This window comes from Streptomyces sp. NPDC001406 (assembly GCF_042895285.1).
GTDB lineage: Bacteria > Actinomycetota > Actinomycetes > Streptomycetales > Streptomycetaceae > Streptomyces.
In genome coordinates, this window is sequence record NZ_JBIAWG010000019.1 from 56,968 (window position 1) to 69,953 (window position 12,986).

Annotated in this window: 13 protein-coding genes; 6 read left to right on the forward strand and 7 right to left on the reverse strand. The window is 70.7% G+C overall.

Translation table 11 applies throughout. The features are described from left to right. Positions 1-62 precede the first annotated feature (62 nt). Positions 63-971 carry a sortase gene (locus ACFY1J_RS36980; protein ID WP_390732740.1) on the forward strand — a complete coding sequence of 303 codons (909 nt, stop codon included), beginning with the start codon at positions 63-65 and terminating at the stop codon, positions 969-971. 109 nt (positions 972-1,080) lie between these two features. Then, positions 1,081-1,845, forward strand: a complete 765-nt coding sequence (pstB, locus tag ACFY1J_RS36985) for a phosphate ABC transporter ATP-binding protein PstB (RefSeq protein ID WP_390711595.1) — start codon at positions 1,081-1,083, stop codon at positions 1,843-1,845. Positions 1,846-2,162: 317 nt separating this feature from the next. Here pstB and ACFY1J_RS36990 read toward each other — a convergent pair whose 3' ends face one another. After that, on the reverse strand, positions 2,163-2,303 hold the full coding sequence (locus tag ACFY1J_RS36990; protein ID WP_390732741.1) for a hypothetical protein: 141 nt from the start codon (positions 2,301-2,303) through the stop codon (positions 2,163-2,165). A gap of 100 nt (positions 2,304-2,403) precedes the next feature. On the opposite strand from ACFY1J_RS36990, the gene ACFY1J_RS36995 reads away from it, so the two are divergent. Both ACFY1J_RS36995 and ACFY1J_RS37000 read left to right on the forward strand, forming a co-directional pair. Next, positions 2,404-2,697: a hypothetical protein gene (locus tag ACFY1J_RS36995; protein WP_390711475.1), complete on the forward strand. Its 294-nt coding sequence runs from the start codon at positions 2,404-2,406 to the stop codon at positions 2,695-2,697. An 84-nt stretch (positions 2,698-2,781) separates the two neighbouring features. Next, positions 2,782-4,659, forward strand: coding sequence for a phosphatidylglycerol lysyltransferase domain-containing protein (locus ACFY1J_RS37000; RefSeq protein ID WP_390732742.1), 1,878 nt, complete (start codon positions 2,782-2,784; stop codon positions 4,657-4,659). Here the strand turns inward: ACFY1J_RS37000 and ACFY1J_RS37005 are convergent. The 3 genes from ACFY1J_RS37005 to ACFY1J_RS37015 form a co-directional block, all read right to left on the reverse strand. Continuing rightward, positions 4,628-5,896 (reverse strand): ArgE/DapE family deacylase, encoded by a 1,269-nt coding sequence (locus ACFY1J_RS37005; RefSeq protein ID WP_390732743.1) that lies wholly within the window; start codon positions 5,894-5,896, stop codon positions 4,628-4,630. The genes ACFY1J_RS37000 and ACFY1J_RS37005 overlap by 32 nt on opposite strands. Positions 5,897-5,951: 55 nt before the next feature. Next, positions 5,952-7,421, reverse strand: a complete 1,470-nt coding sequence (locus ACFY1J_RS37010; RefSeq protein ID WP_390711478.1) for an APC family permease — start codon at positions 7,419-7,421, stop codon at positions 5,952-5,954. A gap of 70 nt (positions 7,422-7,491) precedes the next feature. After that, on the reverse strand, positions 7,492-8,226 hold the full coding sequence (locus ACFY1J_RS37015; RefSeq protein ID WP_390711479.1) for a FadR/GntR family transcriptional regulator: 735 nt from the start codon (positions 8,224-8,226) through the stop codon (positions 7,492-7,494). Positions 8,227-8,497: 271 nt separating this feature from the next. Here ACFY1J_RS37015 and ACFY1J_RS37020 point away from each other — a divergent pair, with 271 nt between their 5' ends. Next, positions 8,498-9,955, forward strand: a complete 1,458-nt coding sequence (locus ACFY1J_RS37020; protein ID WP_390732744.1) for an amino acid permease — start codon at positions 8,498-8,500, stop codon at positions 9,953-9,955. 140 nt (positions 9,956-10,095) lie between these two features. On the opposite strand, the gene ACFY1J_RS37025 is transcribed toward ACFY1J_RS37020, so the two are convergent. The 3 genes from ACFY1J_RS37025 to ACFY1J_RS37035 all read right to left on the reverse strand — a co-directional run bounded on the left by ACFY1J_RS37025 (position 10,096) and on the right by ACFY1J_RS37035 (position 12,082). Further along, positions 10,096-10,827 carry a dienelactone hydrolase family protein gene (locus ACFY1J_RS37025; RefSeq protein ID WP_390732745.1) on the reverse strand — a complete coding sequence of 244 codons (732 nt, stop codon included), beginning with the start codon at positions 10,825-10,827 and terminating at the stop codon, positions 10,096-10,098. Positions 10,828-11,038: 211 nt separating this feature from the next. Beyond that, positions 11,039-11,428, reverse strand: coding sequence for a hypothetical protein (locus tag ACFY1J_RS37030; RefSeq protein WP_390711482.1), 390 nt, complete (start codon positions 11,426-11,428; stop codon positions 11,039-11,041). 312 nt (positions 11,429-11,740) lie between these two features. Continuing rightward, positions 11,741-12,082 (reverse strand): YaaC family protein, encoded by a 342-nt coding sequence (locus ACFY1J_RS37035; RefSeq protein WP_390711596.1) that lies wholly within the window; start codon positions 12,080-12,082, stop codon positions 11,741-11,743. A gap of 252 nt (positions 12,083-12,334) precedes the next feature. On the opposite strand from ACFY1J_RS37035, the gene ACFY1J_RS37040 reads away from it, so the two are divergent. Beyond that, positions 12,335-12,982, forward strand: a complete 648-nt coding sequence (locus ACFY1J_RS37040) for a YdcF family protein (RefSeq protein ID WP_390711597.1) — start codon at positions 12,335-12,337, stop codon at positions 12,980-12,982. Positions 12,983-12,986: the final 4 nt, after the last annotated feature.

Below are 12,986 nucleotides of genomic sequence, written 5' to 3' on the forward strand. Positions count from 1 at the left end.
CGGGGAGAGCGCCCCTGTCTCCCCGGCAGCCCCTCGAACTCCATCGAAGGAGGCGGGCCGCCGTGGCCGTCGCCGCACAGTCCACGCTCGCACCGGCCGTGCCGCGCATGCGCGTCCGGGGCGTCACCGCCGTCCGTCATCTCGCCCGCGGCGGCCTGCTCAGCCTCGCCGCCCTGCTGCTCGGCATCACCGCCCAGCTGCTCCTGATCAGCGGCGCCCAGGAACACTCCGCCCAGCACGCCGCCTTCGACGACCTGCGCAAGCAGCTCGCCCTGGGCACGGCCCCGGTGTCCCAGGCCGACCAGCAGGGCAGGCTGCTGGCCCCCGGCACCCCGGTCGCGCTGATCGAGATCCCCGCGCTGGACCTGAGCCAGGTCGTCCTCGAAGGCACCGACTCGTCCGTGATGACCGACGGCCCCGGCCACCGCCGGGACACCCCGCTGCCCGGACAGGCGGGCACCAGCGTGCTGATGGGCCGGGCCGCGGCCTACGGCGCCCCGTTCGGGCACCTCGCCGACCTGGCCGAGGGCGACACCTTCACCGTGACCACCGGTCAGGGGAAGGCCAAGTACCAGGTCGCCGACGTACGGCGGGCGGGCGACCCGGCTCCCGGCGCGCTGGCCTCGGGCAAGAGCCGCCTCGTGCTCGTCACCGCCACCGGCCCCCGCTTCATGCCGTCCGGTGTCCTGCGCGTCGACGCCGATCTGGTCTCCGCGCCCTTCCAGACCCCGGCGGCCGTCATCCGCTCCGGCACCCTGCCGGAGTCCGAGGAGCCGCTGGCCCGCCCCTCCGGCGTGCCGTGGCCGCTGGTGATGTGGCTGCAGGCGCTGCTGCTGGCCGCGGTCGCCGCCGTCTGGGCCTGGCACCGCTGGGGCCGCCACCAGACGTGGATCGTCTTCGCCCCGGTCGTCGCGGTGCTCGGCCTCCAGGTCGCCACGCGCACCACCGAACTCCTGCCGAATCTGCTGTGAACCGAGGTATCCGACCGTGACCGAGACCGTGACCGACACAGTGACCGACTCCGCGACCGACACCGCCGTACTCCCCGTCCACGCGGACCCGGCCGCCGACCCCGCCACCCTGGAGGCCCGTGACGTCTCGGCCTGGTTCGGCACCCACCAGGTGCTCAGCCGGGTCTCGCTGACGATGCCCGCGGGCCGGGTGACCGCCCTGATCGGCCCCTCCGGCTGCGGCAAGTCGACGTTCCTGCGCACCCTGAACCGGATGCACGAGATGATCCCGGGCGCGGCCTTCGGCGGCGAGGTGCTCTTCGAGGGCGAGGACATCTACGCCCCCGAGCGCCGGCTGACGGACGCCCGCCGCCGGATCGGGATGGTCTTCCAGAAGCCCAACCCGTTCCCGGCGATGTCGATCTACGACAACGTGGTGGCGGGCCTGCGGCTGACCGGCACGCGCGTGAACCGCCGTACGAAGGACGAGTTGGTCGAGGAGTCGCTGAGCCGCGCGGGCCTGTGGAAGGAGGTGCGGGACCGGCTGCGCCAGCCGGGCGGCGCGCTCTCCGGTGGGCAGCAGCAGCGGCTGTGCATCGCCCGCGCGCTCGCCGTACGCCCCCGGGTGCTGCTGATGGACGAACCCTGCTCCGCGCTCGACCCCACCTCCACCCGCCGGGTCGAGGAGACGATCCAGGAGCTCGCCGGCCAGGTGACCGTCGTGATCGTCACCCACAACATGCAGCAGGCCGCCCGCGTCTCCCAGCAGTGCGCGTTCTTCCTCGCGGAACAGGGCACCCCGGGCGGCATCGTCGAACACGGAGACACGGATCAGATGTTCGGCTCCCCGGTGGACCAGCGGACGGCGGACTACGTGGCGGGCCGCTTCGGCTGACGGTGCTCGGGGCGGGCGGGCGAGGGGTATCGGCGCCCGGGGCGTCGTCGTCACCGCGTCCGGCTTCGCCCGGTGGGCCTTGGTCGCGGGGCGTGGGTCGACCGCGAAGGTGCCGTGGGTGGGTTTCACGGGGGCGGTGACGATTGCCTTGCTGCGGCTGTCGCCTGTGCGCGGACCGGGTCGTCACCCGTGAGGGCGATGGCCGGAGCGCCGTGGGTCGCCGCGGTGGCCCGGGTCGGTCCGGTCTCGTCGGCCGGGCCGGGAGTGGTGGTCGGCGCGGACCACGGCGGCGGTGCGGGTCGGGCCCTTCGGTGGCGTCATCCGGTCGGGCCGGCCCGTGACCAGGCGGGCGACCGGGTGGAGGAGGTCGCGCAGGAGCCGTCCGGCGTCGTGCCGAGCATCTCGGTGGCGCCCGCCGCCTCGGCGCCCCGGACGGTGGCGTTCATGTCCTCGGTCATCAGCGAACCGTCGCGTTCTCATGGTCTGAGGCCAAGCCGACCCTACGTACTGTAGGTTCCCATCTGCCGACGGCCGTTCGTCTGTCCACCGGGGGGAACCATGCAGGGCACCGAGACACCGCAGGCCCGACGGTCCCGGTGGTTCCTCTCGCAGGCGGGGGTCAGTCTCGCGCCCACGCTCGCCGTGCTCGTCGTGAGCCTTGTGATTGCCGCCACAGGGGTGTATGAACTGTGCGGCTTCGGGCTGCACAGCCTCGACCGGCGCCCGCATCTCTTCAGTGACGGGCTCGCCACGGGCGGTGTGATCGTCGCCGTCGTGGCGGCCGGCGCGGCCGTGGGCAACCTGGCCTGGCATCTGGCGGCGGCGCGGCGGGGATCGGACCGAACCGGGTGAGTGCCGGTCGGCCCATATGCCGACTTCCCTACAAGCTGTAGGGTCAGCCTAGTCCCGTCCCCGTCCCCAAGGTGACCAGTCACCATGCCCGCACCCGCACAGCGGCCGCCCCTGATTTCCCCACAGGTGCCCGCTCAGCGCAACTCCCGACAGCGCACCAACGAGGCCGACCCGTCCCCGCTCAGGGTCTGGGCCGCCACGGCCACGGTCTGGTACCTGCGGCTGATGGCCGTTTTCAACATCGTGGCCGTCATGTCCCTGCCGTTCCGCGAGGAGGTACAGGAGCACAACACCGGCCGGCTCCTGGACCTCCACCGTGAGCACACACACCACGCCGGCCAGTTCTTCACCCCGTACCTGGCCACCGCCGGCCTCGTCTCGGCCGCGCTCGCGCTGTTCCTCGCGCTGGTGATGCAACGCCGCAAGCGGGCCGCCTGGGTGTCCAACCTGCTGCTCGCCGGCCCCCTCTTCGGCCTCTACGTCCTCGCCCTCACCCAGCCCGAATACCGCGGGCACGTCTTCAACTGGGTCTCCGCCGGCCTCACCGGACTCTTCGTGGCCGCCCTGATCGTCGCCCGCCGGGAGTTCAACGCCGTCGGCGACCCCTCCAACCCGAAGCTGGCCCTGGCCGTCGGCGCGGGCGGCATCCTCGTCACCGGCGCTCTCGGCACGCTGCTCGTGAACGCCACCAACAAGCTCCCCGGCGCGACCGTCACCGACGAGATCGCCTACACCTTCCTGCGGGGCATCAGTGTCGGCCCGCTCGCCGACCGCATCGACGCCGTGCACGCGCCCCGCTGGACCGACATCGCCATCAACTTCCTGCTCGCGGCGGCCTTCTGCCTCGTCCTGTACGCCTGCTTCCGCTCACCCCGCGGGCGCCGGCTGCTCAGCGCGGAGGACGAGGAGCGGCTGCGCCGGCTGCTCGACCGGCACGGCGCCCGCGACTCCCTCGGCTACTTCGCGCTGCGCCGCGACAAGGCCGTCATCTGGTCGCCCACCGGCAAGGCCGCCATCGCCTACCGCGTCGTCGGCGCCGTCAGCCTCGCCTCCGGCGACCCGATCGGCGACCCGGAGGCCTGGCCCGGCGCCATCGACGCCTGGCTCGCCGAGGCACGCCGGCACGCCTGGACGCCCGCCGTGATGGGCGCGAGCGAGGAGGCTGGCACCATCTACGCACGCCATGGCCTGGACGCCCTGGAGCTCGGCGACGAGGCGATCGTGGACCTGGCCGACTTCACCCTCGAAGGGCGAGCCATGCGCGTCGTACGGCAGGCGCACAACCGCGTCCGCCGGGCCGGGTACACGGTGCGCATCCGGCGCCACGAGGACATCCCCGACGACGAGATGGCCCTGCTCGTCGAGCGCGCCGACCACTGGCGCGACGGTGCCACCGAGCGCGGCTTCTCCATGGCCCTGGGCCGCCTCGGCGACCCGTCCGACGGCCGCTGCGTGATGCTGGAGTGCCGGGACGCCGAGGGCGTGCCGCGCGCCCTGCTCAGCTTCGTCCCCTGGGGCGAGCGCGGCCTCTCCCTCGACCTGATGCGCCGTGACCGCGAGGGCGAGAACGGCCTGATGGAGTACATGGTCGTGGAACTCCTGCTGCGGGCGAAGGAGTTGGACGTCGAGCGGGTCTCGCTGAACTTCGCGATGTTCCGCTCGGTCTTCGAACGCGGCTCCCGCCTCGGTGCCGGCCCGGTCCTGCGCCTGTGGCGCTCGATCCTCACCTTCTTCTCACGCTGGTGGCAGATCGAGTCCCTGTACCGCGCCAACGCCAAGTACCGCCCGCTGTGGGAGCCGCGCTATCTGCTCTTCGTCAAGAGCAGTGACATCCCGCGCATCGGGCTGGCGAGCGCGCGTGCGGAGGGCTTCCTCACGCCGCCCGCGCTCCCGTCCTTCACCCGGCGCAAGCAGACCCCCTGCGAGGAGGTCACCTCGTCCCCACCGTCCGCAGCACAGTGAGCACCAACGCCCGCGCCACACCCACCACTTCGCTCACGGACACCCGCTCCTCGGCGCTGTGCGCCACCCGCACGTCCCCCGGCCCGAACTGCAGCGTCGGTATCCCGGCCCCGGCGTAGAGCCGCAGGTCGCTCCCGTACGGCGCCCCGCGCTCGCGGGGCCGGGAGGCCCAGCCGTTGGCATCGGTGCAGGCGTCGCGCACCGTGTCCCGCAGCGGATGCCCCTGCGGCATTCGGCCACTGGCGAACCGGCCGCCCGGCCAGGTCACCGTCGCCGGGTGGTCCCGCAGCCAGGGGTCGGCGGCGCAGGCCTCGGCCACACAGCGCTCCAGCTCGGCGCGGGCGTGCGCCGGATCCTCGTCGAGCCGGACACCGAACCGCCCCTCGGCGACGAGCAGATCGGGCACGCTGCTCGCCCAGTCGCCCGAGCGCACGGTCCCGACCGAGAGCGCGTACGGGATCGGGTACTCGGCCATCAGCGGATCGGGGTCGGTGTTGCGGGCGGCCTCCAGCCGGGCCAGCGCCGAGTGCAGCGGCACATAGGCGTCGATCGCGCTCACGCCCGCGTCCCGGGAGCTGGCGTGGGCCGCCTTGCCGGGGACGGCGACACGGAAGGTGAGGGCACCCGCGTTCGCGGTGATCAGCGTGCCGGCGGTGGGCTCCGTGATGACACAGGCGTCGCCCCGGTGCCCGCGCCGCAGCGTCCCGAAGGTACCGATGCCGCCGTCCTCCTCTCCGACGACGAAGTGCACGGCGACCCGGCCGCGCAGCCGTACCCCGGCCGCCCGTACGGCGGCCAGCGCGGCGAGGTGCGCCACCAGCCCGGCCTTCATGTCACAGGCCCCGCGCCCGTGCACGACGTCCCCGGTCACCCTGGGCACGAACGGATCGCCCTCCCACGCGGCGGGGTCTCCGGGCGGTACGACGTCCACGTGCCCCTGCAGCACCAGCGTCGGCCCGTCGTCCCCGCCCGCCGTGTGCCCCACCAGCCCCCAGGCCTCCGTGCGCGGCACCTCCATGCCGGGGAAGTCCGGGTCCGCGAGCAGTTCGGGCAGGTCCATGGACCACAGATCCACATCCAGCCCGAGCCGCTCCAGCCGCCCGGCGAGGTGATGCTGGATCTCCGACTCGGCGGCGCTCCCGGTCACGCTCGGGATCGCCAGCAGTTCGAGCAGGGTGCGGCCGACGGCCTCCTCGTCGACCGAGCCGAGGGCGGCGGCCTCCTGGTCAGTCAGCACACGGACTCCTTCCCGTTCGTTCCCCGTCGTTGCTTCATGCCTTCACTCCCCGTCCTCACTCCACGTCGGCGACGACCGACCCGACACGTTCGGCAAGGCCCGGGTCGCGGCGGACCAGGAGGGAGGCATAGCCGACGGAGGCGAGCAGCGCGGCCAGTGCCGCGTAGGGGAACCAGCTGTACGGCGCGGGCTGCCCCGGCTTGGCGAGGTAGTAGAGCGGAACCAGGATGGCCAGGGTGCCGATCGCGGGCAGCACCAGGTGCCGTACCACCCGGAACTCCTGCGGCCGGTATCTGCGGTAGTACAGCGGCAGGGCGATGTTGGAGGCGAGGTAGACCAGCAGGATCAGGATGGCGCCCAGGCTGGAGGACTCGGTGAAGAAGACCACGGGGTCCATCGAGCCCTTGCCGCCGAGCAGATGCCCCAGGCCCCAGCCCGCGATGATCAGCAGCGCGGTGACGGCGAAGGTGACGATCGCGTTGGTCGGCGTACGGCGCGTGGGGTGCACATAGCCGAAGAAGGACGGCAGCAGCCCCTCGCGTCCGGCGTTGAACACCAGCCTCGCCTGGGAGTTGATCCCCGCGATCAGCACACCGAGGGTGGAGGTCAGGCCTCCGACGTAGGCGACGAACGCCAGCGCGCCGAGGGTGTGGCGGGCGACGTCGATGAAGGGGATGGGGGAGTCGCCGAGCCGCTCCACGTCGTAGCCGAAGCCGGTGACCGTGGCGTACGAGAAGAGGATGTAGCTCACCGTCATGATCGCGACGGAGGAGAACACCGCGCGGCCGACGTTGCGCCGTGGGTTCTCCGTCTCCTCGGCCAGCGCCGCCGAGTTCTCCCAGCCGATGAACAGATACACCGCCAGTGGGAAGCCCGCCGCCAGCCCCTGGAGGCCGTGGGTGATGTGGCCCGGCAGGAACGGGTCGGCCGAGAGGTGGCCGCGGTGCTCGACGATGGCCGCGATCGAGACCACGACCAGGACCAGCATCTCCACGACGAAGAAGTAGCCGGCCCACTTGGTGGAGACCACGATCCCGCGCAGCATCAGCACCACCGCCAGCCCGGTCAGCAGCAGCGTCCAGATGATCCACGGCAGGTCGACGCCGGTGTAGTGGTTGAGGGTGATCTGCACGAACCCGCCGGAGATCGCGATGACGGAGCCCATCGCGATGATGTAGCCGAGGCCGGCGAGCAGCGCCGTGGTCACCGCGCTGACGGGCCCGAAGGTCTTGCCGACGAAGGTGATGAAGCTGCCCGCCGAGGGGTGCGCGCGGGAGAACTCGGCGAGGGTGTTGCCCAGCAGGGCGACGGCGACGCCCGCGGCGGCGATGGTCAGCGGGGAGGCGACGCCCGCGGTGGTGGCCAGGAAGGCGAAGCCGAAGAAGAAGCTCATGGCCGGGCCGACGTTGGCCATCGTGGCGGCGGCGATGTCCGCCATGCCGAGGACGCCGCCGCGCAGCCGCTGGGGCGCGCCGCCGGCCTGGCCCGACGTCGGGGACGGGCCGACCGCTCCGGGGTCGGGCATGGCGACGGCTCCTTCTCGGGGTGGCGGCACGGGCAGGGGAGGGAAGGGGGCTGGCCGGCGCGAGCGGGTGTCAGTCCGGGACGGCGTGCTGGTGGGCCTTCACCGCTCGTACCGCCGGGGCCATCGCGCCGCGGGCGAGCTCGTCCAGCAGGTCGGCGTGGCAGCGGTTCCGGGCCCGTATGACGGCGGGTGCCGGGGCGGGCCGCAGCAGGCACTGCCGGCCGAGCAGGTCGGCGGCGAACTCGCGGATGCCGGCGCCGCCGAGCGTCTGTGCGAGGTCGAGGTGGAAGCGGGTTTCCAGTTCGAGCAGCCGGGCCTCCTCGTCGACCTGGTTCATCTCGTCGACCAGTGCCCGCAGCCCGTCGAGCCCGCCGTCCGGGACCTCGCCGGCGGTGTGGGCGACGAGACCGCATTCGAGCAGCAGATGGAAGGCGTCCAGCGCGGCCGCCTCGGTGGCGTCGTGCATCAGGGCGACGACCGTGTCCCAGTCCGCCGCGACGAAGGTCCCGCCGGCCCGGCCCCGGCGGCGGTCGAGCAGGCCGTCCTGGCACATGCCCTCCAGCGCGCGGCGCACGGTGATCTCACTGATCCCCAGCTCCTCGGCGAGGACGCCGGCGTCCGGCAGCCGGTCTCCCGGTGCCACGGACTTCAGGCGCACCCGCAGGGCGATCCGCGAGCGGACGAGCTCCGATCCGGTGGGGCCCCGGCCCGTCAGGACGCGGGTGTCCCATACCCCGGCGACCGGCGCGGGCCGTGCGGGACCCGGCTGGTTGTAGGGACCGAACTTGCCCGCTGCATTCACCACGACGCCACCCTAACGGCCTGCCGAGCGGGGACTCGGCCCGCGGCGAAGGCGACGGTACGGAGGGTTCTCGCGACCATGCCGCGCTGTTGTGCATGGGGGCTCCCCAGGGGCCGGAACACGGGGACGACGCGGTGGCCGCAGCGAACGACGCGGCTCCGCGCGCTGCACGAAAAATAGAGCAAGGTGAACACTTAAACAAGTCTTGTTCTTTTGGATCGTACTGAACTAATTTCCAGACGCCCTGGTCCGCACTCCCTCCATGGATGTCGAGATGACCACACGTCCCCCCGTCCCCGCCCCTTCGGACACCGGCCCGGCGACGACCGCCGAGAGCGCTCCGGCCGACTCCGGTCTGCAGGCCGGACTGAAGAACCGCCACCTCTCGATGATCGCGATCGGCGGTGTCATCGGCGCCGGCCTGTTCGTCGGCTCCGGCTCCGGCATCGCCGCCGCGGGCCCCGGCATCCTCGTCTCCTACGCGCTCGTCGGCGTCCTCGTCGTCCTGGTCATGCGCATGCTCGGCGAGATGGCCGCGGCCAATCCGACCTCCGGCTCGTTCTCCGCGTACGCGGACCGTGCGCTGGGCCGCTGGGCCGGATTCACCATCGGCTGGCTGTACTGGTTCTTCTGGGTCGTGGTGCTCGCGGTCGAGGCGACCGCCGGGGCGAAGATCCTGGCCGGCTGGATACCCGCGGTCCCGCAGTGGGGCTGGGCACTGATCGTCATGACCGTCCTCACCGCCACCAACCTGGCCTCGGTCAGCTCCTACGGCGAGTTCGAGTTCTGGTTCGCCGGCATCAAGGTCGTCGCCATCGCCGTGTTCATCGTGATCGGCGGCCTCGCGATCTTCGGCCTGCTGCCCGGCTCCGACCACCCCGCATCCGGCTTCTCCTACCTCACCGCGCACGGCGGCTTCCTGCCGAACGGCCCCGGCGCCATCCTCACCGGCGTCCTGATGGTGGTCTTCTCCTTCATGGGCAGCGAGATCGTCACGCTGGCGGCGGGGGAGACCGCGGACCCGCGGGCCGCCGTCACCAAGGCCACCAACAGCGTGATCTGGCGGATCGCGGTGTTCTACCTGGGCTCGATCCTGATCGTGGTCTCGCTGCTGCGCTGGGACGACCCGGCGATCCTCAAGGACGGCTCGTACGTCGCGGCCCTCAGCTCCATCGGCATCCCGCACGCGGCCCAGATCATGAACGCGATCGTGCTGACCTCGGTCCTGTCCTGCCTCAACTCGGGCCTCTACACGGCCTCGCGCATGGCCTTCTCCCTCGGCCGGCGCAACGACGCCCCGGCCTCCTTCGGACGGGCCACGGGACGCGGCGTGCCGCGGGCGGCCATCCTGGCCTCGGTGGTCTTCGGCTTCGTCGCGGTCGCCTTCAACTACCTGTGGCCGGACACGGTCTTCCAGTTCCTGCTCAACTCCTCCGGCGCGATCGCCCTGTTCGTCTGGATGGTGATCTGCTTCTCCCAGTTGCGGATGCGCAAGATCATCGAGCGGGAGACGCCGGAGAAGCTGGTCGTCAGGATGTGGCTGTACCCCTACCTGACCTGGGCCACCATCGCCCTGATCACCTTCGTACTGGGCTACATGCTCACCGACACGGCCGACGGCGGCGGCCGCGACCAGGTGATCCTCTCCACCCTGGTGGCCATCGGCGTAGTGATCTTCGCCCTCCTCCGCGAACGCCGGGCCCGCGGCCGGGAGTCGGTCACGTCGTCCTAGCGACACCCTCGCCGAACGGCGGTGGTACGGCTCGCTCCGCACCACCGCCGCAAGGCCGTAAAACTAGGACGTCGGCGCCGAAGACCATGTCGGCGGCGGCGTGCGAGGCGCGCAGGGCCGGCAGGTCCGACGGCGCGGCCTCACTTCAGGTGTCGGCCGAAGAACCGGTCCCCGTCCTCCCTCTCGAACCACGGGGTGCCGAGGTGGCCGCCCAGATTGGCGTGCAGCGTCTTCTCCTTGCTGCCGAAGGCGTCGAACAGGTCCAAGGCCCGCTGCCGGGGGTTCCCTTCGTCGTCCCACTGCAGCAGGAGCAGCAGCGGAACGGTGACCTGCCGGGCCTCCTCGCGCTGGGCGTGGGGCACGTAACCCCCGGCGAAGAAGCCGGCGGCCGCGATGCGGGGCTCGACCACCGCAAGGCGGATGCCGAGGGCGGTCCACCCCGAGTATCCGACCGGGCCGCCGATCCCGGGCAGCTCAAGGAGGGCGTCCAGGGTGGTCCGCCAGTCCGGGACCGCCTTTTCGACCAGCGGGCCGACGAAGGACTCGAAGATCTCGTCGACCTGCTCGCCGGTCTGCATCGCCCGGCGGAGGTCGGCGCGAGCCTGCTCGTCGGCGGCGGAACGGGGCCGGTCACCGCACCCGGCGGCGTCGATGGAGGCCACCGCGTAGCCGGACGCCGCGGAGAGCCGGGCGCGGGCCACGAGCCGGGGCTGCGCCTTGGGCAGGCCGTTGTTGTGGGCCATCAGGATCAGCGGGACCGGTGCGGATGCGGATGCGGAGCCAGGCGTCCACAGGGTGCCGGGGATCTCGCCGAGGATGAACTCGCGCTCGATGACGCCGTCGTCGAGGCGTTGTTCAGAAGTGAAATGCATGGTCGTGCCTTTCGGGAGTGCGCGTGAACGGCGCTCCCGGACGACCTATCGCCCGACCGTGACCCCGGAGGGGAGCACCCATGTCGATACTGCGTTCACGGGTACCACCTCCTCGTCCTCTCGCACGGCCTCCGGAAAAGTAGCAGCGGCCGCCATGGCCCGCCAACGGGTTTTCGCGGACAAGAGCAGGACCAGCGATGAAGCGCGGTACTCACGCTGGGTCCGCTGAGCCTCGTTTGTCCTCGACGTGCACGACGTGAAGCTCGGTGCCGTCCCGGTGGCGCTTGGAACGTCCGAACAGCCCGACGGCGATCTCCGACCGATCCTGCGGCTCATCAGGGCCGACATAGGTGAGAACGTCGTTGTGATGCCCGGTGACGACCCATCCCTGGACGTCCTTGAGGTCGATCACCCCAAAGTCTCCTGCCGAAGATCCGGCATGCGCCGGGCCGAACTTCTTCAGGAGGTCGGTGGCCTGTTCGGCAAGCTCCCCTTCCGGAGTGGTCAGCACGACACAAGTGCCGTGCTCGAACAGCACCCACGACTTGCGAGGGTCGGCGAGAAGCCGCTGCCAGACGTCTATCAGCATCTCCGTGTTCATGCCGGTCATCATGCCGCAGAGCACTGACACAGGGTGACGATCGACCGACGGCATCACAAAGGGGGGTCCGGAAACCCCGCCCGAAATCAGTGAAACCCCGGCTCACGGCCACACCAGGCAGCACGGCTGGTGCCCCGCCTCATGCAGCCGGTGGCTGAAGTCCTGCCACTCGTGCAGCGATTGGGAGGGGGATGGGGCTGACCTGGGGTTTCGCAGGGAAATGTGCGCTGACCTGGGGAAACTTCTCTCCGTAGTTCTCACAGGTCAACGCCGTTTCCCAGGCTCATGTGCCCTGGATGTGCCCTGTCGGTCTCAGAAGGCCATCGGCTTGGCGAGCAGCATCGGTTGCTGGTCCAGCCCTTCAAGTACGAGATGGGGGATGACTTCGTGGGCTATGTCCAAGGCGTACTCCAGGGCCGCTGCGCTGCCGGACTTGTCGACATCCAGGGCCTCGGACCACTTGCGAGGCTGATAGCGGGCCAGCATCGAGAAGCTGTAAAGGAGTAGCCACCAGGACATGAGGGGCGTCGGGGGCGCCTTGTCGGGCTCGAACGACGGTCGCAGGAAGCGGTCGGCGATGAAGCGGTAGGCGGGAGCCCTCGTGTCGAAGAAGGCGTGGCGCTGTCCAGCAGTGCAAGGATCCGTCTGAGGTATTGATCTTCCTCAGTAGTGGTTGTCACAGCTTGAGGGTATGAGCGAAGATCATACTGGCACGCGGCATTTACGTATATCGCTGCATCGTCAAGTCGGATGTCGGGCGGCCTGGTGTGTAACCGGGCCACCCCGTCGGCCAAGTGCTTCAGACCAGTACGACGGCCGATGGCCGCGGCGTCCGACAAGCGCTGATGGAATGTCGTGGACGGATATCACAGGGAGGTGCCGGTGCCGCAGCACCAGCAGCGTCAGATGACGGACGAGCAGTTCCACGACGCAATGTTGATCTGGAACCACCACCAGATGCGACACAGTCCGCGCGCCTGCTCGGCGGCGATCGGACTGGGTAGCCACGATCTGGGCGTGGCCGCTACTGCCGCTGATCTGTACCACGCTGGCCTTTTCCCCGTCGTGGTGTTCAGCGGCGGCAACAGTCCCACAACCCGTGCCCGTTTCCCGCGAGGCGAAGCCGTCCACTTCCGCGAGCACGCGCTTAGCCTGGGCGTGCCGGACGAGGCGATCCTGGTCGAGCCGAAGGCCGCGAACACCGGCCAGAACATCACCTGCTCCCGCGAGTTGTTGGCCGAGGCCGGTGTGGAGGTCGAGTCGTTGCTGTTGATCTCCAAGCCGTACATGGAGCGTCGCTCGTACGCGACGTGCCGCAAGCACTGGCCTGAGGTGGAGATCGTGTGCGCCTCCGAGCAGCTGGAGCTGGAGGACTACATCAAGTCCATCGGCGACGAGAAGCTCGTCGTCGACATGCTCGTCGGTGACTTGCAGCGGGTGATCGAGTACCCGAAGCTCGGCTTCGCTGTCGAGCAGAACGTACCGACAGATGTGTATGACGCATACGAGCGGCTTGTGCATGCTGGCTTCGACAGCCGACTCGCCGCTCTCTGATGGC

What these genes read in the sequence shown, in the direction of transcription:
- ACFY1J_RS37025 (WP_390732745.1), bottom strand. Translation starts at nt 10,827, where the DNA reads ATGCATTTCACTTCTGAACAACGCCTCGACGACGGCGTCATCGAGCGC.
- ACFY1J_RS37020 (WP_390732744.1), top strand. Translation starts at nt 8,498, where the DNA reads ATGACCACACGTCCCCCCGTCCCCGCCCCTTCGGACACCGGCCCGGCG.
- ACFY1J_RS37000 (WP_390732742.1), top strand. Translation starts at nt 2,782, where the DNA reads ATGCCCGCACCCGCACAGCGGCCGCCCCTGATTTCCCCACAGGTGCCC.
- ACFY1J_RS36995 (WP_390711475.1), top strand. Translation starts at nt 2,404, where the DNA reads ATGCAGGGCACCGAGACACCGCAGGCCCGACGGTCCCGGTGGTTCCTC.
- ACFY1J_RS37010 (WP_390711478.1), bottom strand. Translation starts at nt 7,421, where the DNA reads ATGCCCGACCCCGGAGCGGTCGGCCCGTCCCCGACGTCGGGCCAGGCC.
- ACFY1J_RS37030 (WP_390711482.1), bottom strand. Translation starts at nt 11,428, where the DNA reads ATGAACACGGAGATGCTGATAGACGTCTGGCAGCGGCTTCTCGCCGAC.
- ACFY1J_RS37040 (WP_390711597.1), top strand. Translation starts at nt 12,335, where the DNA reads ATGACGGACGAGCAGTTCCACGACGCAATGTTGATCTGGAACCACCAC.
- ACFY1J_RS36990 (WP_390732741.1), bottom strand. Translation starts at nt 2,303, where the DNA reads ATGACCGAGGACATGAACGCCACCGTCCGGGGCGCCGAGGCGGCGGGC.